General features: G+C 69.2%; 20 protein-coding genes, 1 tRNA gene and 2 pseudogenes. 18 read left to right on the forward strand and 5 right to left on the reverse strand.

Features of this window, described 5'->3' with window-relative positions; translation table 11 throughout:
* Window positions 1–209: 209 nt before the first annotated feature.
* The 9 genes from OG729_RS06530 (at window position 210) to OG729_RS06570 (ending at window position 9105) form a co-directional block, all read left to right on the forward strand.
* Window positions 210–620 carry a hypothetical protein gene (locus OG729_RS06530; RefSeq protein ID WP_405804869.1) on the forward strand — a complete coding sequence of 137 codons (411 nt, stop codon included), beginning with the start codon at window positions 210–212 and terminating at the stop codon, window positions 618–620.
* Window positions 617–1927 carry an NADH-ubiquinone oxidoreductase-F iron-sulfur binding region domain-containing protein gene (locus OG729_RS06535; RefSeq protein WP_405804871.1) on the forward strand — a complete coding sequence of 437 codons (1311 nt, stop codon included), beginning with the start codon at window positions 617–619 and terminating at the stop codon, window positions 1925–1927. Before OG729_RS06530 ends, OG729_RS06535 begins: the two co-directional genes overlap by 4 nt.
* On the forward strand, window positions 1924–2115 hold the full coding sequence (locus OG729_RS06540; RefSeq protein ID WP_405804873.1) for a ferredoxin: 192 nt from the start codon (window positions 1924–1926) through the stop codon (window positions 2113–2115). The genes OG729_RS06535 and OG729_RS06540 overlap by 4 nt, the downstream gene beginning before the upstream one ends.
* Window position 2116: 1 nt before the next feature.
* Window positions 2117–4201: an acetate--CoA ligase family protein gene (locus OG729_RS06545; protein WP_405804874.1), complete on the forward strand. Its 2085-nt coding sequence runs from the start codon at window positions 2117–2119 to the stop codon at window positions 4199–4201.
* A 37-nt stretch (window positions 4202–4238) separates the two neighbouring features.
* Window positions 4239–5411, forward strand: coding sequence for an acyl-CoA dehydrogenase family protein (locus OG729_RS06550; protein WP_405804876.1), 1173 nt, complete (start codon window positions 4239–4241; stop codon window positions 5409–5411).
* 60 nt (window positions 5412–5471) lie between these two features.
* Window positions 5472–6644 (forward strand): acyl-CoA dehydrogenase family protein, encoded by a 1173-nt coding sequence (locus tag OG729_RS06555; RefSeq protein WP_405804877.1) that lies wholly within the window; start codon window positions 5472–5474, stop codon window positions 6642–6644.
* Window positions 6645–6751: 107 nt separating this feature from the next.
* Window positions 6752–7612: a 3-hydroxybutyryl-CoA dehydrogenase gene (locus OG729_RS06560; protein ID WP_360881072.1), complete on the forward strand. Its 861-nt coding sequence runs from the start codon at window positions 6752–6754 to the stop codon at window positions 7610–7612.
* Between the two features lie 150 nt (window positions 7613–7762).
* Entirely contained in the window at window positions 7763–8374 is a 612-nt protein-coding gene (locus OG729_RS06565; protein ID WP_405804879.1) for a TetR/AcrR family transcriptional regulator, read from the forward strand.
* A gap of 20 nt (window positions 8375–8394) precedes the next feature.
* A complete protein-coding gene (locus OG729_RS06570) occupies window positions 8395–9105 on the forward strand; it encodes an AAA family ATPase (protein ID WP_405804881.1) in 711 nt (236 codons plus the stop codon).
* Window positions 9106–9152: 47 nt separating this feature from the next.
* Here the strand turns inward: OG729_RS06570 and OG729_RS06575 are convergent, their stop codons facing one another.
* Window positions 9153–12083 carry an ATP-binding protein gene (locus tag OG729_RS06575; protein ID WP_405804883.1) on the reverse strand — a complete coding sequence of 977 codons (2931 nt, stop codon included), beginning with the start codon at window positions 12081–12083 and terminating at the stop codon, window positions 9153–9155.
* Window positions 12084–12423: 340 nt separating this feature from the next.
* Here OG729_RS06575 and OG729_RS06580 point away from each other — a divergent pair, with 340 nt between their 5' ends.
* Window positions 12424–13530, forward strand: coding sequence for an isoafricanol synthase (locus OG729_RS06580; protein ID WP_405804884.1), 1107 nt, complete (start codon window positions 12424–12426; stop codon window positions 13528–13530).
* A gap of 102 nt (window positions 13531–13632) precedes the next feature.
* Here OG729_RS06580 and OG729_RS06585 read toward each other — a convergent pair.
* Window positions 13633–13717, reverse strand: a tRNA-Leu gene (locus tag OG729_RS06585).
* 239 nt (window positions 13718–13956) lie between these two features.
* On the opposite strand from OG729_RS06585, the pseudogene OG729_RS06590 reads away from it, so the two are divergent.
* Window positions 13957–14088: pseudogene (locus OG729_RS06590) on the forward strand (transposase); the annotation flags it as partial.
* 48 nt (window positions 14089–14136) lie between these two features.
* Here the strand turns inward: OG729_RS06590 and OG729_RS06595 are convergent.
* Together OG729_RS06595 and OG729_RS06600 are read right to left on the reverse strand one after the other, a co-directional pair.
* Window positions 14137–16533: a VWD domain-containing protein gene (locus tag OG729_RS06595; RefSeq protein WP_405804885.1), complete on the reverse strand. Its 2397-nt coding sequence runs from the start codon at window positions 16531–16533 to the stop codon at window positions 14137–14139.
* On the reverse strand, window positions 16530–17132 hold the full coding sequence (locus OG729_RS06600) for a hypothetical protein (protein WP_405804887.1): 603 nt from the start codon (window positions 17130–17132) through the stop codon (window positions 16530–16532). Before OG729_RS06600 ends, OG729_RS06595 begins: the two co-directional genes overlap by 4 nt.
* Before the next feature lie 296 nt (window positions 17133–17428).
* Here OG729_RS06600 and OG729_RS06605 point away from each other — a divergent pair, with 296 nt between their 5' ends.
* From OG729_RS06605 to OG729_RS06635, 7 genes and pseudogenes are all read left to right on the forward strand, one after another.
* A complete protein-coding gene (locus tag OG729_RS06605; RefSeq protein WP_360881058.1) occupies window positions 17429–17686 on the forward strand; it encodes a hypothetical protein in 258 nt (85 codons plus the stop codon).
* A 1-nt stretch (window position 17687) separates the two neighbouring features.
* The gene (locus OG729_RS06610; RefSeq protein WP_405804889.1) at window positions 17688–18668 is read left to right on the forward strand and encodes a RimK family alpha-L-glutamate ligase; all 981 of its coding nucleotides are present in this window, start codon (window positions 17688–17690) and stop codon (window positions 18666–18668) included.
* Between the two features lie 105 nt (window positions 18669–18773).
* Window positions 18774–20564, forward strand: coding sequence for a S8 family peptidase (locus OG729_RS06615; protein ID WP_405804891.1), 1791 nt, complete (start codon window positions 18774–18776; stop codon window positions 20562–20564).
* The gene (locus OG729_RS06620; RefSeq protein WP_405804892.1) at window positions 20564–20893 is read left to right on the forward strand and encodes a hypothetical protein; all 330 of its coding nucleotides are present in this window, start codon (window positions 20564–20566) and stop codon (window positions 20891–20893) included. Before OG729_RS06615 ends, OG729_RS06620 begins: the two co-directional genes overlap by 1 nt.
* Before the next feature lie 482 nt (window positions 20894–21375).
* Window positions 21376–22113 (forward strand): VOC family protein, encoded by a 738-nt coding sequence (locus OG729_RS06625; protein ID WP_405804894.1) that lies wholly within the window; start codon window positions 21376–21378, stop codon window positions 22111–22113.
* Window positions 22114–22620: 507 nt separating this feature from the next.
* Window positions 22621–23120, forward strand: a pseudogene (locus OG729_RS06630) (transposase).
* Window positions 23121–23245: 125 nt separating this feature from the next.
* Window positions 23246–24550 (forward strand): DUF2254 domain-containing protein, encoded by a 1305-nt coding sequence (locus tag OG729_RS06635; RefSeq protein WP_405804895.1) that lies wholly within the window; start codon window positions 23246–23248, stop codon window positions 24548–24550.
* Window positions 24551–24592: 42 nt separating this feature from the next.
* Here the strand turns inward: OG729_RS06635 and OG729_RS06640 are convergent, their stop codons facing one another.
* On the reverse strand, window positions 24593–26164 hold the full coding sequence (locus OG729_RS06640) for an aldehyde dehydrogenase family protein (protein ID WP_405804897.1): 1572 nt from the start codon (window positions 26162–26164) through the stop codon (window positions 24593–24595).
* Window positions 26165–26271 lie beyond the last annotated feature (107 nt).

A 26271-nucleotide genomic window follows, 5' to 3' on the forward strand; every position in this document is an offset into this window, starting at 1 on the left:
CCCTCATCGCCGCTCCCGGCCTTTCGACGTATCCCGTCGAACCGGACGCCGGCAGCCTCCCGGGCACCCCCGCCCGGTCCGTACAGCCGAATCCCCGTCGCACGGCACCCCGGTCCCGGCAGTGAGCCACAGCCGGCGCACATCGCGCCCCTGGCCCAGCCGGGCCCGGTCAGGCCGTGACGGCTCTCCCATCCCTCCCGGAGGCAGGCATGAGCGGTCGTCGGAGTCTCATCTGGCTCGGGCTCACTCCCGAACCGGAGCGGGAACTGCCCCCCACTGTCGCCGCCCTGCGCACCCGTGCGCCGGGTGCGGTCGCGGCGCCACCGGAACTGGCGGCCGCCGAGCGCCGCCGCGTGGAGACCCTGATCCTGCACGGCAGCGGGCGCGGCTGGCTGCGCTATCTCGCTGAAGTCACCGATCTGGTGACCGCCGTCGCCGACGGCTCCCGCCCGGGCGACCCCCGGGCCGCCCTGCTCGCCGCAGAGGTGGTGCTCGACCACCACCGCATGCTCATCGGCCTTCCGGGACCCGGATACGGCCGGACCGCGGCGGACCGCACAGCCCTCGAAAACGCGGTGCGCACCCTGCGTACCCACGTAGCGGAAGGAGGCCGGGGATGACCGGGATCCGGTCCCACATTTCGGCCCGGACGGGCTCCCTGCTCGGAGCGGCACCGGCCGTCGCGGAGAGCGCCGGGGCGTACGCCGCGACGGGCGGCTACCGGGACGCCGTGGGCCCGGACGTGCTGCTGGCCCACATCGCGGCGGCCGGGCTGCGTGGCCGTGGCGGCGCCGGATTCCCCGTCGCCGTGAAGCTGCGGACCGTCCGTGACGCCGGCGGTGCTCCGGTGGTGGTGGCGAACGGGGAAGAGGGCGAGCCCGGCTCGGTCAAGGACCGCTGGCTGCTGCGGGCCCGGCCCCATCTCGTCCTGGACGGCCTCGCCCGCGCCGCCGCGATCACCGGAGCCGTACGGGGCTACATCTACCTCTCCGACGCCCGGGCCGGCGCACGCGTCCGCCGGGCCCTCGCCGAGCGCCCGCCACGGCTGCCGGTCGAGGTGATCGAGACCGAGCACGCCTACGTCGCCGGCGAGGAGACCGCGGTCGTACGGCGGATCAACGGCGGGCCCGCCCTGCCCACCGCCAAGCCGCCCCGGCCGTTCGAGCGGGGAGTCGGGGACGAGCCGACGCTCGTCTCCAACGTCGAGACGCTGGCCCGTATCGCCCTCATCGCCGCCCGGCCGGAACTGCGCGACCGGATCGCCCGCACCACGCTGCTGACGCTGTCCGGCGCCCATGGCACTGGGCTGCTCACCGAAGTTCCGTACGGCTCCACGCTGGCGACGCTGGCCGCGGCCCAGGGGACTCCCGATGCCACCGGGGCGCTCATGGGCGGGCTCTTCGGCGGGCTGATCGGTGCCGAATCGCTCGGCCTCGCGCTGGATCCCGGCGCGCTCACCGCCGCGGGCACGGCGCTGGGCTGCGGAGCCATCCGCTTCCTCGCCCCGGGCGAGTGCCCGGTGGCACTCGCCGCCGACGCCCTCGACCATCTCGCGGCCGAGAGCTCCCGGCAGTGCGGCGTCTGTGTGTCGGGCACGGCCGCGATCAGCGACACCCTGCACCACCTGATCGCCGGCACGGCCGGGCCCGACTCCGTCGAACGGCTGCTGAGGTGGTCGTCCGGCCTGCCCGGGCGCGGCGCGTGCGGCCTGCTCGACGCCGCCGCGGGCACCGCCGGAAGCCTCCTGCGCTCCTTCCCCGAATCCGTCCGGGCCCACCTCGGCACCCCCTGTCCGGCCTGCGACGCAAGCCCTACCGGCGGCGGCCACCGGCTCTCCGTGCCCGTACCGGACGTCATGGACGCGACCCCGTCCGATGCCCCACCGCCCGGCTCCTCCCCCGTGCCCGCGCTGAAAGGAACACCGTGAAACTCTTTCTGGACTCCACACGCTGCCAGGGCTACGGCCTCTGCCAGGAGCATGCCCCCGGCCTCGTCGAGCTCGACGAATGGGGCTACGCGACGGTCGTCGCGGTACCGGTGCCGGACGGCGGCGAGGACTCGGCCCGCGCCTGCGCCGAGGCCTGCCCCAACTCCGCCCTCCGGCTGGAGAAGTGACATGGGACGTGATCTGACCGCTCTCTTCGACCCCAAGTCCGTCGCCGTGATCGGCGCCAGCAACGACCCGGCGAAGTACGGCCACGCGGTGGCCGCACAGGCGCTGCGCGCCCCCGACCGGCGGCCCGTGCACCTGGTGAACCGCCGCGGCGGTACGGTCCTGGGCCGCGCCGCGGCCACCAGCCTCGCGGAGATAGGCGAACCCGTCGATCTGGTGGTCATCTCCGTACCGGGTCCCGGTTTTGAGGCCGCCGTCGACGACGCCCTGGCCTGCGGAGCCCGGGCGATCGTCGGCATCACCGCCGGCTTCGCCGAAACGGGCCCGGCAGGACTGGCCCGGCAGCGGGCGATCGCCGATCGCGTACGCGCCGCCGGAGCTGTCCTGGTCGGCCCCAACTGCCTGGGGATCGCGGACAACACGACCCAGCTGTACCTCGCCTCGGACGGTTTCGCGCCCGGCGACATCGCCCTGCTGAGCCAGAGCGGCAATCTCGCACTCGAGCTCCAGCTCCGCTGCGCGCCGCACGGCCTCGGCTTCTCCCGCTTCGTCTCCCTGGGCAACCAGGCCGATGTCACACTCGTCGACCTCGTCGAGGACTGTGCGCGGCACGAACCCACCCGGGCCATCGCCGTGTACGCCGAGGACTTCGGGGACGGCCGCGCCTTCGCCCGGGCGGCGGCCGCGGCAGGCAAGCCGGTCGTACTGCTCACCGCCGGACGCGGCACCGCGTCGGCCCGCAGCGCCCAGTCGCACACCGGCGCCCTCACCACCTCGTCCGACGTCGTGGCCGCGGCGTGCCGTGACGCCGGCGTGGAACTCGTCGCCACGCCGCGCGAGATGACCGTCGTCCTCGCCGCGCTCAACGCAGGCGTGCGTACGAGCGGACGGCGTACCGCGGTCTTCACGGACGGCGGAGGTCATGGCGCGATCGCCGCCGACGCCGCCGAGGCCGCCGGTCTCGAGGTGCCCGAACTCCGGGCAGCGGTCCAGGAGAAGTTGAGAACGGTGCTGTGGGAGCAGTCCGCGGTCGGCAATCCGGTGGACCTGGCCGGGATGGGCGAGCAGAACCCGGGGTCGTACGCCGACACGGTCGGTGGGCTGCTCGCCACCGACGAGGTCGACGCCGTTCTGATGACGGGCTACTTCGGCGGTTACGCGGCTTCCGACGGCGGTCTCGGTGAAGGCCTCGGTGGAGGCCTCGGCGGCGGTGGATCCGCGCTCGCCGAGGGCGAGTTGCAGGCTGCACGGGCGATCGTCACGCACCGAAGAGCAATGCCCAAGCCGCTGGTCGTCCAGTCGATGTATCCGCGGTCGACGAGCTGCCAGGTGCTGGCCGACGCCGGGATACCGGTGTTCTCCTGCACCGAGGACGCCGCCCGCGCGCTTGCGGCGATGACTGTCCGCGATGCGGGCGGTCCGCCCGGTGTCGCCCCGCTGCCACCGGCGGCGACCCCGCTGCGGGACGCTGGCTACCACGGGGTGCGGGGCCTCCTCAGTGCGGCTGGTGTGCCGTTCCCGCCGGCACGCGAGATCACCGACGAGGCCGGGCTGCTCGCCGCAACCGAGGAGTTCACCGGCCCATACGTACTCAAAGCCCTGCACGTACTGCACAAGTCCGACGCGGGTGGCGTGGCGCTGCGGCTCGCGGACCGGCACGCGCTCACCGCCGCCTACCGGGACATGCATGCCCGGCTCGGCGCTCCCTCCTACTCGGTCGAGGCGATGGCCGACCTCACGGACGGCATCGAGCTGATCGTGGGAGTGAACCGCGATCCGCAGTTCGGTCCGGTCGCCATGGTCGGTCTCGGCGGCGTCCTCACCGAGACGCTGCACGATGTCGCCTTCTCCCTGGCGCCCGTCCCAGCCCGCCGGGCCGGACATCTGCTGCGCGCTCTGCGTACCGCCGCGCTACTGGCGGGCGTCCGCGGACGGCCGGCCGTCGACGTGGCGGCCGCGGCGGCCGTCATCGAGCGCATCACCGCCGCCGCCGCGGCCCACCCGGAGATCGCCGAACTCGAGGTCAACCCGCTGCTGGTCCGCCCGGACGGCGCACTGGCCCTGGACGCCAGGGCCGTACTCGCCTGACACCCACTCCCCCTCACCACCGCTTTCGGAGGACACCATGGACTTCCGCTACACATCCGAGCAGGCCGACCTCAAGGCGCGGGCCGCCGCGTATGCGCGGCTTCTGATGCAGTACGAGGACCAGTCGGAGGAGGCGGGCGGTCCGCTGCCCGCCGACACGGTCCGCGAGCTCACCCGCGCCGCGATCGACGCCGGCGTGTACGCGATCAACATGCCGGCCGAGTGGGGCGGGGCCGGACTGTCCCTGCTCGACCAGGTCATCGTCGAGGAGGAGTTCGGGAAGGTCACCAACTGCCTCTGGGACATCCCGTGGCGGCCTGCCAACGTGCTGGCGTACGGCACGGAGGCACAGCGGGAGAAGTATCTGCTTCCCGTCGTCCGGGGCGAGCGGTTCGACGCGTTCGCGGTCACCGAACCGGGAGCGGGCTCGGACCCCGGCTCGGGCACGAGCACCGCCGATCGCACTATCGGCGGCTGGCTGCTGAACGGCGAGAAGTGGTTCGTGACCTGCGGTGACATCGCCGACTTCCTGCTGGTGCAGGCCGATGCGGGCCCGGAGCGCGCGGCGACTCTGTTCTTCGTGGACAAGCATGCGCCCGGCGTCGAGATGACGCGCGTGCCGCGCTTCATGCACTCCGCCGTGAACGGGCATCCCGAGTTCACCTTCACCGATGTCTTCGTCCCCGACGAGGACGTGCTCGGCAACGTCGGCAACGGCTACGAGCTGACGAAGGAGTGGTTCACGGACGAGCGGCTGATGATCGCCGCCCGGACGACGGGTGCGGCCGAGCGTGCGCTCGAGCTCGCCCGTAACTGGGCCGTCGAGCGCCGCCAGTTCGGCTCCCCCATCGCCGACTTCCAGCTCATCCAGGGCATGCTCGCCGACTGCGCAGTCGACATCGCCGTCAACCGCGCCTACACCCACCAGGTCGCCTGGGAAGCCGATCAGCCGGGCACCGACCGCAAAACCCTGCACGCCAAGGCATCGACGGCGAAGCTCGCGGCGAGCGAAGCGGCCGGCCGGGTCATCGATCGGTGCGTCCAGATCTTCGGCGGACGCGGCTACGACCGCTCGTACCCCGTCGAGCGCATGTACCGCGAACTGCGCGTCGACCGCATCTGGGAAGGCACCTCCGAGATCCAGCGCCTGATCGTGGCCAACGAGCTCATCAAGCGCGGCACCAGGGCACTCGCGCTGCCCGCCTCCTGACTCCCCCGGCCCTCGCCTCCGCCGGCACACCTTTCGTACCCGACAACTTCGAGGAATGACATGGACTTCCGCCTCACCGCCCGTCAGGAGGAGCTCAAGAGCTCCGCGCGCGGGCTCACCGACTTCATCATGAAGTACGAGCTGGACTGCGAGGAGAACAACGGCCTGCCCCCGCAGGCCCATGCGGAGATCCGCGACGCCGTGCTCGGCAGCGGGCTGCAGGCCGTCAACATGCCGACGGAGTGGGGCGGCGCCGGCCTCACGATCCTGGAGCAGGCCACCGTCCAGGAGGAGCTCGGCCGGCTCACCGGTGCCCTGTGGGACACGGTGTGGCGGCCGGCGAACGCCCTGCGCTTCTGCACACCCGAGCAGCGCGAGCGGTACCTCGTCCCCGTCATCCGGGGAAGGCGGCGTGACTGCTACGCGGTGACCGAGCCCGAGGCCGGATCGGATCCGCAGAATCTGGAGACCACCGCGGCGCGGACCGGCGGCGGCTGGGTGCTGAACGGCGAGAAGTGGTTCGTCACCGTCGGCGACCACGCGGATTTCATGATTGTGCTGGCCGCTGCCGGTGAGGAGCGGGCCCCGACCCTGTTCCTCGTCGACAAGGAAACGCCGGGCATCGAGATGACCCGGGTGCCGCGCTTCATGCACACCTTCGTCTACGAGCACCCCGAGTTCACGTTCACGAATGTCCAGGTCCCCGAGGACGCGGTCCTCGGCGGCATCGGGAACGGGTACGACATCACGCGGTCGTGGTTCACCGAGGAGCGGCTGATGATCGCCGCGCGGACGACGGGTGCGGCCGAGCGGGCGCTGGAGCTCGCCCGCGACTGGGCGGTCGAGCGCCGCCAGTTCGGCTCCCCCATCGCCGACTTCCAGCTCATCCAGGGCATGCTCGCCGACTGCGCCGTCGACATCGCCGTCAACCGCGCCTACACCCACCAGGTCGCCTGGGAGGTGGACGAAGGGCGGGCCGACCGCAAGACCCTGCACGCCAAGGCGGCGATCGCCAAGCTGTCGGCGAGCGAAGCGGCCGGCCGGGTCATCGACCGGTGCGTCCAGATCTTCGGCGGACGCGGCTACGACCGCTCCTATCCCGTGGAACGCCTCTACCGCGAACTGCGCGTCGACCGCATCTGGGAAGGCACCTCCGAGATCCAGCGCCTGATCATCGCGGGTGAACTGGTCAAGCGGGGCACGGGCGTTCTGCAGATGCCCACCGCCGGCTGAACGCAGGCGGGCCGCCGGGCCCGGTCCACGCGACCGGGCCCGGGGGCGGCCCGGTGGCCCGCAGCCGCACGACCCGTAAGACCGTCAGAGAGAACCGAGGAGAAGCAATGGCCGATATCGAACGGATCGGGATCGTCGGCTGCGGCCTCATGGGATCCGGTATCGCCGAGGTGTGCGCACGGGCGGGACGAGACGTGATCGTGGTCGAGACGAGCCGCGCGGCAGCGGACGCCGGGCACCGACGCGTCACCGGCTCACTCGACCGGGCCACCGCCGCCGGAAAGCTGTCCCCCGAGGACCGGGATGCCGCGCTGGCCCGGATCGCGACGACCACGGACATGGACCTGATGGCCGACCGGGATCTGGTCGTGGAGGCCGTCGCCGAGGACGAAGCGGCGAAGGTGGAGGTCTTCGCCCGGCTCGACGCGACCGTGAAACGCCAGGACGCGATTCTGGCGTCCAACACCTCCTCCATCCCGGTCATCCGGCTGGCCGCGGCCACGGCGCGCCCGGAGCACGTGGTGGGCCTGCACTTCTTCAATCCCGTCCCGGTCCTCCCCCTGGTCGAGTTGGTGCCGTCGCTGCTGACCGGCGAGAGCACCGCACAGCGCGCGGAGGCGTTCGCCTCCGATGTGCTGGGCAAGCAGGTCGTCCGCGCCCGGGACCGCGCCGGGTTCATCGTCAACGCGCTGCTCGTTCCGTACCTGCTGGCCGCGGTACGGATGGTCGAGTCCGGTACGGCGTCGGTCGAGGACATCGACCGGGGCATGACCCTCGGCTGTGCCCATCCGCTCGGTCCGCTCGCCCTGACCGATCTCATCGGACTGGACACCACGCAGGCCATCGCGGAGTCGATGTACGAGGAGTTCCGGGAGCCGCTGTACGCCCCGCCGCCGCTGCTGGCCCGGATGGTCGACGCGGGCCTGCTCGGCCGTAAGTCGGGCCGGGGCTTCCACACGTACCGATGAGTCGGCACAGCGCGGCCCGCGTTTCGCGACGCCTGCGGCCAGGGGCCCGGGGTCCGGAGCCGGCGGAGATACGGGAAGATGGACAGGCGCGGGGCGGACAGACGGGCCCCGCCGAGCACAGTCGCGGCGATACGGAACAGGAGCAGCAACGTGGCCAAGGCCGAACGCACGCTGGAAACGCGTGAGCGGATTCTCTCCGCCGCGTGCGAAGTGATTGCCGAGGTCGGCTTCGAGAAGATCCGTATGCGCATGGTCGCCGAGCACGCCGGCGTATCGACGGCTCTGCTTCACTACCACTTCGAGACCCGCGAAAAGCTCTTCGCGGAAGCGATGACGCACTCCTTCGCCCAGACCGGCACCGAACTCGAACGCGACGCCGACTCGGTCCCGGCCTCGGTCACGCTGGCACGCATCATTCACAGCATGCTGCCCACGGACCCGGAACTGAGGCAGGACTGGAAGCTCTGGCAGGAGCTCTGGGTGCGGGCGCTGCGGGACAAATCCGCACACCATCTCACCGTGGACCTGTACGACCAGCTCCACACCTGGGTCGCCGAGGCACTGCGGCGGGGAATCGGCACCGGGGAATTCGCGGACTGCGACATCGACGCCACCAGCACGCTGATTCTCGCTCTGTGCGACGGCTTCGGTATCCGGCTGATGCTCGACGACCCGCGGGTCACCCTCGACGCCGCGCAGGCAGCGATCTGGCAGGTCATTGCCGGAACTCTCGGCACTCCGCCCGCGTTCCCGGACATCTGAGCGCGGGCGACACTGGTCGGGTGATTGTCGAACGCGCGTATGCCCATCTCTCCTCGTACGACGAGGACGCCTGGCCCTGGTCGGTGCCCTGCGTCCGGCAACTGCTCGACGAAGGGCTGCGCTTCACCGCGCCGGTGACCTTTCTGGTCGGCGAGAACGGCTCGGGGAAGTCGACCCTGGTGGAGGCGCTGGCGGAGGGGTTCGGTCTGGACTCCTACGGCGGCTCCCACGACTGGAGCTACGCCTCCGCGCGTGGCAAGTCGGCACTCGGCGAGCGGATGAGGTTCGACGCTGCCCCGCGCGGGCGCCGCATGGTCACGAGCTGGTCGGCCCGCAAGGGCTTCTTCCTGCGGGCCGAGACCGCGCTGGACGCCCTGGGCAGGGAGGGGTTCTCGCCGGGCTCGGTCAGCCATGGTGAGGGCTTTCTCGCGGCGTTCCGCGGGAAGTTCCTGCACGCCGGGCTCTACGTCCTGGACGAGCCGGAGGCGGCGCTCTCGTTCTCCTCGTGCCTCGAACTGATCGGGCACATCGACCGGTTGGCCAAGGAGGGCGGCCAGGTCATCTGTGCCACGCACTCACCGTTGCTGACCGCACTGCCGGGCGCGGACATCGTCGAGGTCGGCGAGCACGGTATGCGGAGGGCCGCCTGGCGGGAGCTCGGCGTCGTGGACCACTGGCGCCGCTATCTCGCCGACCCGCACGCCTATCTGCGGCATATCGTCGAGCCGTAGGCGGCGCCCCCTCAGCTGGCGTCCGCCCGGCCGCGCACTCGTACGGCTCAGTCATGCGGTGTCTGCGACGCACCTCCCTGCATCCCGATCAGCCTCGGCAGTCCCACCTGATCGGAGCCGACCTTGCGGTATATGTCCGACAGCAGCCGGGTCACCACCCGGTCCTGCGCACCCAGCTCCTCGGCGATGCGGGCGTTCGACCAGCCGCGAGCGGCCCATTCGGCCACGGTCCGCTCCTGCGCGGTGAGTGAATCCGTGGCTGCGGTGCGCAGTTGGAGCGGCCACAGACCGGCTGCGTCCAGCTCCTCGCGGGCCCGTGCGGCGAGTGCGTCGGCCCCGCCCTGCACGGCGCCCTCCAGTCCACGGTGAAGCTGCTCGGCGGCGTCCTGCGGCAGCCCGGCACGGCGCAGGGCGACTCCGTGGTCCACCAGCGCACACGCCAGGTCGTAGCCGGACGGGGAGCGCTCGAGGTGTACGACGGCCTCGGCAAGCAGGGTGACCCGCTCCGCACCGTGGGTCACCGACGCCATGGTACGGAGCGCCTGCCCGATGGCGGACTGGGTGCCGAATCGGCGGGCTCTCTGCAGACCTTCGGAGGCGAGCTCGAGGGCCCGTTCCGGGTCGGAAACCTCCACTGCCTGGGCCAGGTGGAGCTGCCAGGGGCACCAGGCGGGGTTGCGCATGCCGCGCGGTTCGAGCCGCTCGCCGACCTGGACGAGGTGCTGCTCGGCTTCCCGCCGCATGCCCAGGGCCAGCAGCAGCTCGCTGTAGACGGTCTGGGAGTCCGGGTACACCACGGCGCTGGGCACTACCTCGCCGTAGCTGTACGTGGTGGCGAGTTCCTGGGCGTCCTGGATGCGGCCGCGGGCAAGCAGGATCTCGATGAGGATGCCGATGGCGAAGTACTGTGCGGGCACCTGGTGCCCGACCCTGTCCGCGATCCGCAGCCCGCCGCGGACCAGGGTCTCGGCCTCGTCGAGGCGTCCGCGGCGATGGCGGATATAGCCCAGCAGCGTGTATCCGAACGAGAGATGGGCGCCGCGCCAGCCCCTGCTCTCGCATTCCGCGATGCCCCTGTTGAAGAGTTCCTCCGCTCGTCCGGGCTGGTCGCAGTACATGAAAGTGAGAGCGACCAGGACCGGGACCTCGAAACCCCACTGCTCATCGGTCCACTTGAGGCCTTCGCCGAGGGCTTCTTCCGCGTAGTGGAGCGCGGTGGCCGCAGGCTCGCCGCGCACCATTGCGTCCCAGGCGCGCAGCCCCAGGATGTACCGCTCCGCTATGCCCCGGCCGGTGAGGTGCTCGGCGAGCCGGGCCAGCCTGCGCGAGCGGGCGGGCGAGTCCCGTTCGTCGGCCCGGAAGGCGTTCCACATGAACTGCTCCGCCTGCATGCGCAGCCGTGTCCTTGTGTTGGTGGCCCCGCGGGCGGCTTCGGCAACCGTCTCGGCGGCTTCGGCCATCCGGTCCGAGTGGCCGAGGGCCTGTGCCAGCCGGTAGACGATGGCCTCGCGCAGTGCCGGGTCGAGGACGGGCTCGTCCAGTGCGGCCCGCAGATGGTTGACGGTGGTCGCGGGTTCGGTCAGCAGGGCGGAGCAGCCGAGTTCGAACAGGAGGTCGGCCCGCTCCTCCAGGGCGGGTGGCTCGCGCAGCGCCCGGGCGAGGCAGCGCCGGGCGGCCTCGGGAGCACCTGCCCGCAGGTACTCGCGGGCGGCTTCGCGGAGCGTTCGTACGGCCCAGGGGTCGCTCTCGGGGTGCATCTCCAGCAGGTGCCGGGCAGCCGTGGTGGCGCCCAGGCCCGCGCTCGAGACGATCGCGGCGGCCTGGCCGTGCATCGCGACGCGGAACGCCGCGGGAATCGCCCGGTAGACGGCGGTGGCGACCAGCGGATGGAAGAACTCCAAACGGTCGTCGTCGGGGGCGTCCGGAGCTGCGTCGGCAAGAATGCGGACCTCGCGCAGCCGGGCGACGGCGTCGGCGGACTCGGCCTCGCCCAGGCCGCCAACGCTCGCGGCCAGGCTCCGGGACGCCTCGGAGCCCAGCACGGCGGCACTCCAGGCGAACCGGACGGCGGAGGTGCCGAGCCGCTCCAGCCGCTCGACGAGCCCGCCGCCCTTCACCGCGGAGGCGAGCTCCCGCAGTTCGGGCACGTGGACGACCTGCGGCTTCAGCCCGCGATCCGCGACCTTGGCGACGAGTTCGACGGTCTCGAAAGGATTCCCTCCGGTGACCGCCCAGCTCTCTCGGCAGAACGCCTCATCGGCTTCCTCACCCAGAGTTTCCCGGACGATGCGGCTGACCCCGCTGGGGGTGAGCGGTACGAGGTCGAAGGGCCGCGATCCAAGGCGTTCGGTCAGCCTGCCGAACGCCACCGCATCGACGGGGAGTTCATCGGAGCGGTAGGCCACGACGAGTAGCATCGGGAGCTCGCTGACCCGCGGCGCGAAGCCGGTGAGCCAGGCCAGCGACTCGGCGTCGGCCCAGTGGGCGTCGTCCAGCATCACCACCAGCGGCGCGTGTTGCACGGCGAAGCGGGTGGCGATCCAGTCCAGGCCGTCCCGCACGCCCTGCGGATCGGGGGAGGCGTTGCCGTTCCCCGCCACCAAGCCCACGGCAGGGGCGACGATGTCATACCAACTGCCCAGTATCTTGCGGTGTTCCTTCTCGGAACCGGCCGCAAGTACGGGCTGGACGAGCTGGCGTACGACATGGAATGCCACACCCTGCTCCTGCTCTCCTCCGCAGGCGAAGAGCACCGTGCAGCCGCGCGCCACGGCCCGCCTGCGCACCTCGTTGAGGAGTGTGGTCTTGCCGAGTCCGGCCGGCCCGGCTAACGCCACCAAGCCGCCCGTGCAGGGTGCGGCCGCCCCTGTGAACGACGCGCCCAGGTCGGTCAACAGGGCATCCAGTGCCGCGAGTTCCGCGTCACGTTCCAGCAGCAGTCGGCGCGGTCGCCCCGGCCGGTCTCCTGTGTAGGCCACATCCGTTCCTTCGGCCGTGTGTCGGTCCCCGAGTATGCGAAGGGTACGCCCGCGGAGACGGTCCGTAGTCCTTTGCGGAGGTCTTGCCCACGGAGACCAATGGATTCTGGTAATACCGGCGACCGCACGGCGGTTCCTCTGCCCCCGCCTCCCGATGCGCCTCTTCAGGGGGCGCGTACGCGGTCGCGTACGCCGGTATCGCGCCACATGACACCCGTCGCTCACGGTCGTTCGACTGATGCGGCACCTAGCCTCTTAGCGCGGCGCGAACGCGTCAGACCTGCACCGCCGAGCCGGCGGGACACGCCGCGACACCCAGGGGGTGCGTATGGCGAACAGGATGACTTCCGGCCTTCACCCGGTCCCTGCGGACCCGACCCGGCGCACTGCCGCCATCAGGATTCCGTTCCCTGCCCGCTTCAGCCCGCACGCGGAGCGGGCACGGCGACACACACTGCAGTGGCTGCAGGAGCTGGGCTTGCTGACGGGGGAAGCCGAGACGGCAGAGTACGACGCGCTGCGGCTCGAGCGGCTGATGGCGTATTTCTACCCCGACGCCACAGGCATCGACCTTGAGCTCGCGGCCGACTTCAACGCATGGTTCTTCATCTTCGACGACCAGTTCGACGGTCGGCTGGGGATGCGGCCCGAGGCGATCGAGCATGTGGTGGCCACCCTCGTACGGACCATGACGGCGGAGGGCGCGCCCTTGGCACCCGGCAGGGCGGGCCCTCCACTCGTCCAGGGGTTCCGAGACATCTGGCGCCGAGCCACCGCCGGTACTCCGTACGGCTGGCAGCGTCGGTTCCGTACGCACTGGCAGTCCTACATGGCCGCCCATCAAGGGGAAGCACGCCACCGGAATGCGGACCGCCTGCCTTCTCCGGAGCAGTTCCTCAAGGTCCGGCGGGACTCCATAGGCGTACAGCCCTGCCTCGACTTCACCGAGCGGTGCGGCGGATACACCCTGCCGGACGAGCTGCACGACTCTTCCCCACTCCGGGAGATGCGTGAGATCACCGGCGATGTGGTGATCTTCGTCAACGACATCGTCTCGCTCGCCAAGGAACTGGCCGCCGGCGATGTGAACAACAGCGTCATCGTCCTGTGCGAACAGGAGGGTTGCTCCCTGGAGCGGTCCGTCGAGCGCATCGCCGCCCTCGCCAATGCGCGGACTGCCCGATTCGCACAGCTCGCCGCCACCCTTCCCAGGACGCTGAGCGAACGGGGTGTGCCTGCGGAGGTGCGCGGGCACATCGACCACTATGTGGAGGGCATGGGCCACCTGATGGCGGGCAACCTCGCCTGGTCCCTCGCGACCTCGCGCTACGACGTGGCCGGGATCGCCGCCGTGAGCGGCGGACGGCAACGGCCCTGGGCATACCTCGCCGCGGCAGCCGAGTCCTTGTCCGAACGCGTTACGCGGAACGCGCCGACAGAGAGTTGAGCAGCCTCTTCGGCACGCCCTACAAGCTGTCCGATCAACGAGAAACGGGCCTCACCAGGACTTTCGTCACTGGCAGAGACCCGTTTCGTCGGTTTCTCAATGTGTCCGAGGGGGGACTTGAACCCCCACGCCCGATAAAGGGCACTAGCACCTCAAGCTAGCGCGTCTGCCATTCCGCCACCCGGACCAGGTGATCGGCCGCGGTTCCCCGCGGCGACATGGACAACAATACCAGGGGATCGAGGTGCCCCTCACCTGCATTTCCCGTGGTCAGTGACCTGTAGCAGTCTCCGCCGAATGCTTGTAGCGCGCGTCGCCACATCGCCTGCACACTACGTATCCACCTGATCACTCGCCGTGAGCCACAGCCGAGGACGACCCAGACGTGGGTCGCCGCGAAAATGATGGCGGTGCGCCTCGCAATGACTGGGCCGCCACCGCTGGACCATCGAACGCACCATGGCCTGGCTCGCAGGGTGTCGACGTCTCCACCGAAGCTACGAGCGCAAAGCAAAGCACTTCCTAGCCTTCACGAGCATCGCCTGTACCCTCATCTGCTACCGCAGACTCGCCAAATGCGATGGCTTCTTGGCCGGTGCCGGGACTTCAGGTGTGCAGGCGCAGGTGTGCCGCGCCAGTGGTCCGGTCGGCGGGGTCGACGAGGAGCGTGTAGTCACCGGTGGTGGGCAGAACGGTGCCGTCGATGCCGCCCTTTCCGTTGGTCACGCACCCGCTGGCGAGGACCTCGTCACCGGGTCCAAGCAGTTTGAGGACGTCGCACTGATCGGGCAGCGTCGACACGGGTACGTCGACGAAGAACGTCTGTCCGGCGGTGCCCGAAAAGCGGAAGCGGCTTGCGGCGCCGGCCTGAGCGATGCTCGCGACGGCTTCGGGGCCATCGACGGTGATGGTTCCGACTTGGTCGGTGGCGTCGATCAGGCGCAGTTGCGAGACGCCGGTGGTGCGGTCGGCGGGATCGATGAGAATCGTGTACCGGCCCGACTCGGGCAGGGTGACGGCGTCGATCCAGCCGTTGCCGTTTGCCACACAGCCATGAGCGATGACGTCGTTTGCGGGATCGAGCAGTCTGAAGACGTTGCACGTGTCGGGCAGGGTGGATTCGGGCACGTCCACGAAGACTTTCTGCCCCGCGGTAGCAGTGAACGAGAAGCGGCTCTCCCCGCCGACCCGGCCGACGCCCGCGCTCACGGGCGGACCGCCTTTGGAGATCGCGCCCACTTGATCAACGGTCGTGATCACTCGCACGACCGCCTGGCCGGTTGCACCATCGGCGGGGGCCAGAACCGCCCTGTACCGGCCCGTCGCAGTCAGGGCGGTCGCATCGACGAAGCCCTTGCCGTCCACGATGCAGCCGCTGGCCACCTTCGTTCCGGACGGATCCATCAGATGGAGAACATCGCATTGGTCGGGCAGGTTCGACGACAGCACGTCCACGAAGACCCTCTGGCCCGACATTCCGTCGAAGGCCAGCTCGGCCTCACCGCCGGGCTGCGAGACGGACAACTCTGTTGCCGTGCCTGCGGCGAGTTGCTTCTGCGTGGCGGCCGCCGCGGCGGCGAACGCGATCTCGCCGGTGAGTCCGACGTCGACAATGCACGCTTCCAGAGATCGCGCCGCGGTGACGTTGGTGCTGCGGCAGATCGCCTCGGCTGCGGCCCTATTGGGGAGATCGGCGGCCACGACGGTCTCATGCGGGAACGTACGGTCGGTGAACGTGCCGGTGGTCTGGCCGGGCTTGTAGTCGAACAGTGACTGGCTCTGCGTCACCCGCCAGCTGTCCGCGTAGGTGGAGTGCAGGGCTTCGGGTGCCGGTGTCGTACCGAGCGTGGGGCCGCCGTGCACCACCAGGTCGTTGTCGGTCCGACCGTCGTCATTGCCGAACAGCCCCTCCACTGCTGCCTTGCGGGCATCCGCGAGGTAGATCGAGACGGTGAGCGACGATGTCCCCACTGCTTCCACCAGCAGCACGGACCGGTCCGGCCAACGAATCTCGACGGTGTCGGGACCGCGTTGCTCGATCTCTCCGCCGTGCGGCAGTGCGCGTACGCCGCTCGACGCTACGACGGCCTTGCCGTCCACGCGGAGTACGGCACCGGAATGCTCCAGGTACACCCCGACCCGGTCGCCTCCCACGTCGGCGGCCACCGCCGAGAAGAGCGACACGGTGGTCAGGCCCGGTAGCGGGCTCAGCCTGCCCTGAATGTCCAGGTGGCGGATGCCAGGCTCGCGGGCGGACGTGCGGGTGAGCACGAACTCTCCCACCGATTGGAAGTCGTAGAAGAGGCCGTCGAACGTTGTCAGATGTGGGTCGCCCGTGCCGATCGCGCAGCCTGCGCCGCAGCCACCCTGGGACGGCGGAGGGTCTGGCTTGTCCAGGCAGTCGGTGCCCTCGGGCGGAAGGGGCTTGCCCTGACCGTATTTGGTGCGTGGAAGGAGACCCGGTTGAGTGGCCCGGTACTCGTTTTCCTTTCGGGTCGCTTTGACTTCGGCGACTGTGATGCCGGTGTCGACTTCGTTTCCGGCACTCATGTAGCGGCAGGTGTCGCGCCGGTTCGTTCCCTTGTCGTAATCCGCGAGGTGGCTCATTTCGTGGTAGAGCGTGGCGCAGGTATCGCGGTGTACGTCGGGGTCTTCACCAGGGAGTGGTGTGGTGTCGTTGGGGTTCCACTTGGTCGTCCCGCCGGTGCCTTGCCCGTTGGCGGCGCGTTCGGAAGTCCACCAGTCGGGGTTGGAGACGGTGCCGGGCGACTTCTCGAACTTGAACTTGTTCGGCGATCGGTCGAGTTGGTCGACGAGATCGCGCTTGCCCGCGGCGGTGAACTTGGCGATGCAACCGTCGTAGACGCCGTGCAGGCCGTCTCCGACGTCGACCACTGCCGCTGCAGGCGTCGCGACCGCGACCGCCAGTGTGAAAGCCAGTGCGGCGGCGGCCGGGACCACCGCCCTCCGCCGAAGCCGGTGCCACACGGTCGTCAACGTCATCCTCCGGTCACGGTGAACGCGACCGAGGCCGCTTCACTCGAGGCAAGGCAGGGACTACCGGCCGGCGCTGCAGCGGGCGGCAGGGGATGGACGTACCGGGCAGACAGTTCGTACTTCCCGGGTGCGTCGACCGCCCAAAACGCGAGCGCGGCCTCATCGAGGTTGTCCAGGCTCGAGGTGCTCAGCGCCCGACGGTCCTCCACCGAGGTACCCCCCTCGCTCGTCCACGGCACAGACAACGAGGCGCCAGGACGCAACGGAACGAGGTTGGCGGACAGGAAGGCCGCGAATCCGTCGATGTAGCTGCCGTTCGTCAGCGCGGGCGCCACGGGCACGCCGTCACGGAGGAACGACACAATCGTCACGGCGCCTTCCGAGACGCGGCTGACCGTGCAGTCCGTGCTTCCGGTATTGGTGAGGCCGATGGAAAGGGCGATCTGCTCCTGCCGGGTGTATGCCGCCTTGGCCGAGCTGACCGTCATCCGAACATCACTTGAAACGGCATCCTCGGCGGCACGCGATTCTGATTCCGACAAGAAGGTGCACCCGGCAGTCAGCAGCAGTCCGGTCAGTAGTACTACAACGGCCTGGAAACGCATCTCGTTATCCTACGCAACGTGATCGGACAGCGTCTGTACGTCAAACAGGTACACCCGACGCGTCGACCAACCAGGCCTGCAAAGCCCTTGTCCGCGAGGATTGGTGAACGTGGCGGTGACCGGCGAGCCCGGCTGCCCGTCCCGGGGGCAACTACCGAGCACCGGACAATCGAGCCAGCACTGGAAGTACAACCCTCAGAGACTACTCTCAGTCATGATTTGTTCGCCGAGCGCAACAGTGGTCTCATGGAGGTACGGGTAAATGCAGATTCGCTCCTATTTCTGAGGTGAGAGCGATGGCTGAGTTCAAGCTCGGCGAACCCATAGACGAGAATGCAGAAGGCTTCGTCAAGATGCCGCCCCCTGTCGTACTGACCGTTCAGCCCAACGCGTTCATTCCCATGGAGACTCCCGAGGAACTGCGCGCATGGGAAGCCGCGGTCCGCATGACAACCGGGATCGAGATAGTCGCCGACAATCTGGTGGGTAGGGCAAGCGAGTCGGGGTCACCCGGCAACAACAAGTGCATCAGCGACGACTGCGCACTCCAGTGACGTGATCCTCACCATTTCAACCCACAACGAATTCCATGCCCTTGCCATCCAACACGCGGCACGCAGCCGGGGATACCACGACTTCCACATCGTCGAGTGCGACAGGATCAGCGGTGGGCACAGCCTCTCCTGGCGCTCGCACGGAGACACGCCGGCCACCATACGGAGCTCTGAGGGAATCGCGATCCCCATCAAGGATGCGTCGCTGGTCTGGTGGCGGCGGGTGCGAGCCGATCAAGAGGCTACAGTTCACGCGACCGGCGAGCACGAGCGAAGCCTTGTGAACAACGACTGCCGCGGGGCGCTTGCCGGGGCTCTTGCCGCAGAGTTCCAGGGGCAGTGGATTTCGCCTCCGGACGCGACCGATCGCGCCGCGGACAAGCTGTACCAACTTGCGGTGGCGAAACAGGCCGGGTTCCGAGTGCCACAGACGCTCGTCTCACAGTCGCGCGAGGAAGTTGTTGCATTCACCCAGCAAGTCGGCCGGGCCATCGTCAAACCTGTGGTCGGAGCTCGCGGACCGTTGATGTTCACGCAGTACATCGACGACCCGGCGCCGATCCCGGCAGCGTCGTTCAAGGTGTGTCCCGCCACTTATCAGGAGTACATCGAGGGCCGTCGGCACATAAGGCTCAACTGTTTCGGTGAGCAGATGTACGCCGCGCTCATCGAGACCGACGCCCTTGACTGGCGCCCGAACCTCAACGTCGCCATGGCCAAATGGAGCGTTCCGGAGGATGTGGCGCAGCGAGTGACGGCGGTGCTGCGTCAGCTCGGGCTACGGATGGGCATCGTGGACCTCAAGCTGACACCGGACGGGGAGCCAGTGTGGCTCGAAGTGAACCCGCAAGGCCAGTTCCTCTTCCTGGAACCGCTCCTTGATGAGCCGATGGCCGATCACTTCGTGGACTTTCTCCTCTCCCTGACAGGAAACAGCGCCGCAAGCGGAGCGGGCACAGCGATTGGGAGCCAAGAGCGCTGACTGTGGATTGGCCTGTCTGCAAGGGGCAGCCACACAGACGGACTCTGCGGGTGCGGCAAATCCCGCGCATGGGCAAAGCATCGACAGCCGAATGGGAAAGCAGCCATGACAGACAGGACAAACGCTACCGATCCGACAGGACGCGAAGACGAGGACGTCTTCAACGTCATGTACCACGCTCGACTGAGCAATGGAGCGGCTGAGCAGGTCGAGGCACACCCGCTCCCCGACGACGCGGTGTACTACCCGCAGGAGCAAGAGCCCAAGCAGGTGGGCGAGCCCGAGCCGCAGCACAACCGGGACAAGGTCCATCCAAAGCTACGCGAGTGGCTGGCGAACAGGTCGGGTGACGAACGGGAACAGACCGTCGTTGTCCTCGCGGACCCTGTGTCGATCCCCCGCTTTCCCGAGCCCGCGATCGACGAGTCGCGGGACTCGGACCGCAACCGTCGGCTGCTCGACCGGGCACAGGAATTGGTGCGCTCGATCGAAGCGCAGCGGGCACCGGGCTACCAGCAGTTGGAGGCCCAGCTGGCCGATTACGAGGCGAAGCTGCTGGAGCGGTTCTGGATTATCAACGGCGTCCTGGCCGAGATGCCACTCAAGTCGGTGGAGCGCGTCGCAGCACGCGAGGATGTCGTGTCGATCGAGCCTCGCTTTTCCGGCGAAGAACCACCGCAGGACGAGGTGGACGACGGGCGGGCCCGCATCAACACCGACCCGTACTTCAACCTCGGGCAGACTGCGGGTTGGATCGGACTGCTCGACACCGGCGTGCGATTCAGCCACACGCTGTTCACAAATCCCTCGCATGTCGACATTCGCCGGGACTGCATCAACGGCGGCGCGGATTGCAACTCCGGTACCAACCTCAACCCCAACGACGATTGCTGGAACCATGGCACGTCATCGGCGGCGATCATCACGGCCAATACCAACCAGGGAAACGACTTCCGCGGCGTAACCGGAATCACCCTGGACAGCTTCAAGGTCTACGCAACCGCCACGCCCTGCGGGGGGCTCGATGGGGCGGCGACAGTGCGCGGCTTCCAGGCCGCGGTGCAGGTGCTTGACCGCGTGATCGTGGCTGAGATGCAGGGGTCCGGTGACCACCAAAGCGCGATCGCCCAGGCTGCTGACGCGGCGTTCGACGCCGGCGCCGTGGTGATCGCCGCCAACGGGAACAACGGCCCCAACGCAAGTACCGTGAACTGCCCAGCCAACGCCCGTCGGGCCATCGGAGTCGGGAACTTCGACGTCCAGACCCTCCAGCAGATCACCAGTCAAAGTCGCGGCCCCACTGCGGACAGCCGATTCAAGCCCGACATCCAGGCCCCGACCAACACCGAGACGGCAAGCAACACGTCGGACACCGCGAGGCGAGTCTTCAACGGCACGAGCGGCGCAACGCCTTACGCGAGCGGCGCGGCAGCACTCGTGCGTAACTGGCTACGCGGCGGCACCGGCTCGATCGACCCGGGCCAGGTCTACGCGAACCTCATCCTCTCCGGCCAGAGACCACACCCGTTCGACAACACATCCGGCGCCGGCCCGTTGCGCCTGCCATTTGACGGCCTGCAGGTGTTCGGGAAAGTGAGCGTCGCCCATCACGCGGTGATCGACATCGATTTCGGCATGGTCGGCGGCACAGCCCAGACAATCGATGCCGCGATCTGGTGGCCCGAACACGGTGCTGCTCACAACGACATCGACCTGTCCTTGGTCGATCCCTCCGGAAACGTCCGGGCATCGAGCATTTCGGTCAACAGCGTCTTCGAGCGGTGCCGGGTCTCCGCGCCCATAGCGGGCGGCGTCTGGAAGGTGCGCGTCCACGGCTACAACGTCCCGTCCGGTCCGCAGACAGTCTACGTTGCCGCCTACACACCGCCCGTTTGATGCACCCACCTGAAGTCGTCGACGTCCACCGCAGGCAGCCGTGGTATGCGGCGCGGCCCGAACCGGAACGGGAATTCGTCGGCACGCTGCACGCAGTACCCCCAGTCATCGGCCCGGACAACCGACCGGTGTTGGCCTTCGTGCTGCGGACGACGGACGACGAACTGTCGGTGTACGCCTCCGGAGCCGAAGACACTCTCGGCTTGCTCGTCGGACCGCTCCTGCGGCTGCGGGGCAAGGCCGTCGACCTCACTGGCGAGGGGGGGAGCCCGCGAACTGTGGATCGCGACGATCGTCTCGATGGGAGGGGAGTGACCGACACGCGGTGAGCACGCCCATCTCGTTGTGCGCATGCTGGAGCGCAACGGCCCCTGGAGCGCAACGTGCACCCCACCGTGCCGCCGTGTTGTTCGAGGCTGATGCAGGACGGTGCGGGTCCCCGCCGCTGGTGGCGGCCGCCTGCGCCAGAGCGGTGAGGGCCGCGTGACGTGCCGCATCAAATCGGCGCATGGAGCCGGCGCGTCGGCTCCGGGAGGTACTTGCGGCACATCGTGCGGACGCCCGGTGCCGGGCAGGGGAGGCAGGCTGCGGCCGGCGGAACACGACTGCGCCGCGGCCATCGCCTGCAGCTCGTCTCCCTCTTCCCAGGTGACCGCGTCGGCGACCCGTCCCGCCAGATCGAACGCGCAGTTCACCTGGCGGGGCTGAGCGCTCTGGTTGGCGAGCTGAGCATTGCGGCTGGTGAGCGAGTTGATCCCTGTTTGACGACGGTGCGGATGCCGTTGCAGAGCGGGTGCATAGGATCGCCGGCATGACACTGCGACCTGTTCTGGTGAACATAAAGGCTCTTGATGACTCGGCGGTCGGCCGGTTCTGGGCGGAGGCGCTGGGCTGGCGTGTTACCAGCGAGGAACCCGGCGCGACCGCCGCTCAACCCGTCGGCTTCGATTGGCTGGACCCGGTCACCGTCTGCGTCGACGTCATTGCCGTCCCGGAACCCAAGACGACAACAAAGAACCGTGTGCACCTCGATCTCGCCACCACCTCTGCAGCCCATCAGGCGGAGTTGGTCGCGCGCCTCCAGGCTCTCGGTGCGACGCCCGCCCACGTGGGCCAGGGCAAAGTGCCGTGGACGGTCCTCGCCGACCCCGAGGGCAACGAGTTCTGCGTGCTGGAGCCTCGGGAGATCTACCAGGACACCGGGCCGATCGCCCGGGTGGTGGTCGACTGCGCGGATCCGCGGGCCATGGCCCGGTTCTGGGACGAGGCGATGGACTGGACCCTGCACGAGGTCACCGATGATCATGCGGTGTGGCGCTCCGCCAAGGGTGTCGGCCCGTATCTCGAGTTCCTCCGCACTGGCGTGAAGACCGTGCCGGACCGCGTCCATCTTGACCTGGTGCCGGACCCCGGTGACGACAAAGCAGCGGAGGTGGCCCGGCTGCGGGCCCTCGGCGCCACCGATCTCGACCTCGGCCAGGGCGACGTCCCGTGGACCTGCCTGGCCGACCCGGAGGGCCACGAGTTCTGCGTCCTCGCCCGGTCCTGACGCGGAGCCTTAACGACACCCCGACACGTGAGCCTTATGTGCTCATGCGCCATGACCCCGGGTGGGTTGGGCTGCGGCGTCTCGGTCGATTCGGGCGGCGAGAGCTTGCGTGTCGGGGCGAGATCGCCTCGCTCGCCGACCACAATGCTCAACTCGCCAACTGAAGCGCCAAGTCACACTGACGGCTGGTCGTCCGCTGCGGTATCGCCGGCGGCATGCGGTATCCACGAGGGGCGGGCTGACCGCCGAACGCCAGGAGTCTCGCGAGGGGTTACCGCTCCAGGCCGCGGAGCGGTTCGCTCGGGGTGAGGCGAGTGCACTGATCGCCGAGGACCTGCGGGTCGTCCGGTCGGTGCAGCGGTGGCGGCGGGCATGGAACGAGGGCGGTCCGCGGGCGCTGCGGTCGCAGGGGCCGGCGTCGCTGCCGAGGCTCAACCAGAAGCAGTTCACGCAGCTGGAGGCGGATCTGGCCAAGGGTCCGGCCGCGCACAGCCGGGAGGACCAACGATGGACGCTCGCCCGGATCTGGTTCGGGTCCGCGGCCGTTCCCGCAGACGCGTCTCGATCGCGGCGCTGACCTGCTACAAACCCGGCCACCGCTCAAGGCTGGTCTACCGGCGGCGCCGGGACGACGGCCAACGCGACGGGCGCAAGAGCTTCTCCTGGCGCGACTACCGGGACCTGCTGACCGCAGCACACCAGCAGCTCGGCGGCCCGATCGGGCTCGTCTGTGACAACCTCAGCGTCCACAAAGCCGCCGAGTTGCGGCGGTGGGCGGCGGCCCGGGACCGGCTGACCATCTACTACCTGCCGCCCTACGCGCCCGACCTCAATCCGGTCGAAGGGATCTGCTCCCTTCTGCGACGCGGCTGGCTCTCCAACGCCGCCTTCAGTACCCCGAACACCTCGTCCAGCGCATCCGGCTCGGCCTACGGCACATCCAGTACCGCAGCCACCTCATAGACGGCTGCCCGGCAGAGACCGGGCTGACCATCAGAGCAGCCTGAGCAGCGAGACGACATCACGAGTTCAACCTCAGTAACGGGTTGTGGACAAAGAAGGGCTCGAGCCCACCTCAAGCCGTACAGCGTGTATCCATACACATGCGCAGGGTGACGCTACGGTCGACTGCGTGAGTGATCGCCGCTATCGCCCTCCCCGCGCGGTCACGCAGCTGCGCGAGCATCTGCGGGACACCTTCTGGTTCGCGCCGACCGTAGGGCTGGTCCTGTCCGTCGCGCTGTGGTGGGGTGCCTCGTCGCTGGACAACAAGATCGTCAGGTATCTCCAGGACGAGCAGGCGTACGACGATCTCAGCGATCTGATCTCGATCGTCGAGGACACCAAGACGATCGTCACGACCATCAGCTCGGCGATGATGACCTTCATCGGTGTCGTCTTCAGCATCTCGCTGGTCGCCGTCCAGATGGCGAGCGGGCAGCTCACTCCCCGCGTGGTGCGGATCTTCGTACGGAGCCGGATCAGCAAGGCGACGCTGACGGTCTTCCTCGCGACGTTCCTGTTCTCGCTCCTCGTGCTGACCTCGTACGAGAGCGAGACCAATCCGCGCCGGGTGACCTCCGTGCCGTGGCTGCAGAGTCTGCTGACCATGGTGCTGCTCACGCTGAGTCTGCTGCTGTTCATCGCCTATGTGAGCGCCATGCTACGGCTGATGCAGGTCGGACCGGTCGTCGACCGCATCGCGCATGAGGCCCTGCACATGGTGGAGAGAGCGCCGGCCGGGGAGCGGGAGCCCGCGCCGCTCGCGCCGGAGAGTGGGTGGATTCCGTATCGGGGGCGGCCCGGGGTGCTGCGGGATGTGAATGTCGCGCGGCTGGTGCGGGCCGCCCGGCGGCAGGGGGTCGTGCTGCGGCTCATTCCGCGAATCGGGGATTTCGTGGTGCCCGGGACGCCGATGCTGGCCGTACACGGGACCGGCGAGCCCTCGCGGTCGGCGTTGCGTTACACCGTGTCCGTGGGGGTTGAGCGCACCTTTCTCCAGGATCTCGGTTTCGGGCTGCGGCAGTTGTCGGACATCGCGCTGAGGGCACTGTCGCCCGCCGTGAACGATCCGACGACCGCCGTGCAGTGTCTGGACCGCATCGTGCAGTTTCTGTCGGTGATGGCGAGGAAGCCGCTCGGGGCCGTTCATTACCGGGATCACAAGGGCGCGGTGCGTCTGGTGCAGGACGTGCCGGAGTGGACGGATCTCGTCGATCTGGCCCTCGCCGAGGTGCGGCTCCACTCGACTGGCAATCCGCAGGTCAGCCGGCGGCTGATCGCCGGGATCGACGATCTGCTGCTGCTCGTGCCCGAGGAGCGCAAGGATCCGCTGCTCAGGCACCGTGCGCTGCTGGTTCAGGCGGTGGCGCGGGTCGTTCCCGAGGCGGCCGAGCGGGAGTTCGCGCTCCTGCCAGACCGCCAAGGGATCGGCTGAACCGGTCAGTCGGCTGAACCGGTCACAAGGTCACGGCAGGGGTCACGGCATCAGGTGGTAGTCGGGGAAGTTGCCCGGCAGCCGCTCCCCCGCCGGACCGTCGGTCACGGCACGGACCAGCAGCTCGCCGCCGACGAAGGCGCCCCGCCAGGACGCCCCGAAGCCGCCGAAGAGTTCGTCGCGGTCGCCCCGGGAACGGGGCTTTCCGTGGCCCGTCTTGAAGGCACGGATCTGCGGGGCCAGCCGCTCGTACGTCTCCTGGTCATCGGTCGAAAGGGTCGCGACCAGCGCGCCGTTGGAGGCGTTCATCGCGGCGAGCAGCTCCGCCTCCGTGTCGACCAGGACGATCGTGTCGACCGGGCCGAACGGCTCCGCGTGGTGCAGCGGCGAGGAGGGCGGGGGCCCCAGCAGCGTCACTGGCGGCAGATACGCCGAGGTGTCCTGGCCCGCCAGGAACGGGCCGTCGGCCAGTGTGCCCCGGTGCAGGGGCACGGCCCCCCGGTCGATCGCCTCGGCGACCTGCTCGCCCAGCTCCTTGGCCTTCGCCGCGTTGATCAGCGGGCCGAAGTCCAGGGCCGGCAGCGGGTCGGAGGGGTTCTCGACCGCCAGCGGGTGGCCGGTGCGGATGGAGCGTACGGCGGGGAGATAGGCGGCGAGGAAGTCGGCGAACAGTTCGCGCTGGACCACGAAACGCGGGTACGCGGTGCACCGCTGCTTGCCGTAGTCGAAGAGCTTGGGAATCACGCCGGTCAGCGCGTCCCAGTCGCTGTAGTTCCAGATGCCCCAGGTGTTCAGGCCCTCCTGCTCCAGGATGTGCCGCTTGCCGAGGTCGGCGACCGCGGTGGCGATACGGGCTCCGGTGTCGCGGCCGCCCACGAAGGAGACGCAGCCGATCTCCGGGGAGCGGACGAGCGCTTCCGAGAGCTGGCCGCCGCTGCCGCTGACGAGCGTGATGGGGATGCCTTCGCGGGCCGCGAGTGCGCTCGCGAGGGTGAGGCAGGCGACGCCGCCGTCCGTCGGGGTCTTGGCGATGACCGCGTTGCCCGCCAACGCCTGCACAAGCATCGCGTGGACGAGGACGGACATCGGGTAGTTCCAGCTGGCGATGTTGGAGACCGGGCCGGTCAGCGCGGTGCGCCCCGCCAGCATCGGCTCGATTCCGTCGACGTACCAGCGCACTCCGTCGATCGCACGGTCGACGTCGGCCTGGGCGAGCCGCCACGGCTTGCCGATCTCCCAGACCAGCAACAGGGCGAGCAGTTCACGGTGTTCGGTCAGCGCGTCGAGGGCGGCGGCGACGCGGGCCCGGCGCTCGTCGATGGGTACCTGCCGCCAGGCGCGGTGCTGGTCGAGCGAGGCACGTACCGCCTGCTGGGCGGTGGCGGCATCCAGTCGCGGCGGGCCCGCGATCGGGCTTCCGTCGACCGGGCTGGTGGCGGGCAGGGCGCTGCCGTCGGCGTGCCAGCTCGCCGACCAGAGGTTCAGTACGCGGTCGTCCCGGAAGGCCTCGGGTGCGACGGCGAGAGCGCGCTGCCAGGCGTCGGGCCAAGCCGTGCCCGGCTTGAGGGTGAGAGTGGCTGCGGTGCGAGTGGGTGCGGTGAGGGTGAGCGCCATGAGGGTGGTCTCCGCTCGGAAGAGGGCGGGAGGGGCCGGACGGTGGGACCGTGAGTGGGTGGCACGCACTCGGCTTGCTGCTGTGGTCGGCGACGTACGCCGTGGCG

The sequence above is a fragment of the Streptomyces sp. NBC_00210 genome, from assembly GCF_045160975.1.
Classification (GTDB): Bacteria; Actinomycetota; Actinomycetes; order Streptomycetales; family Streptomycetaceae; genus Streptomyces.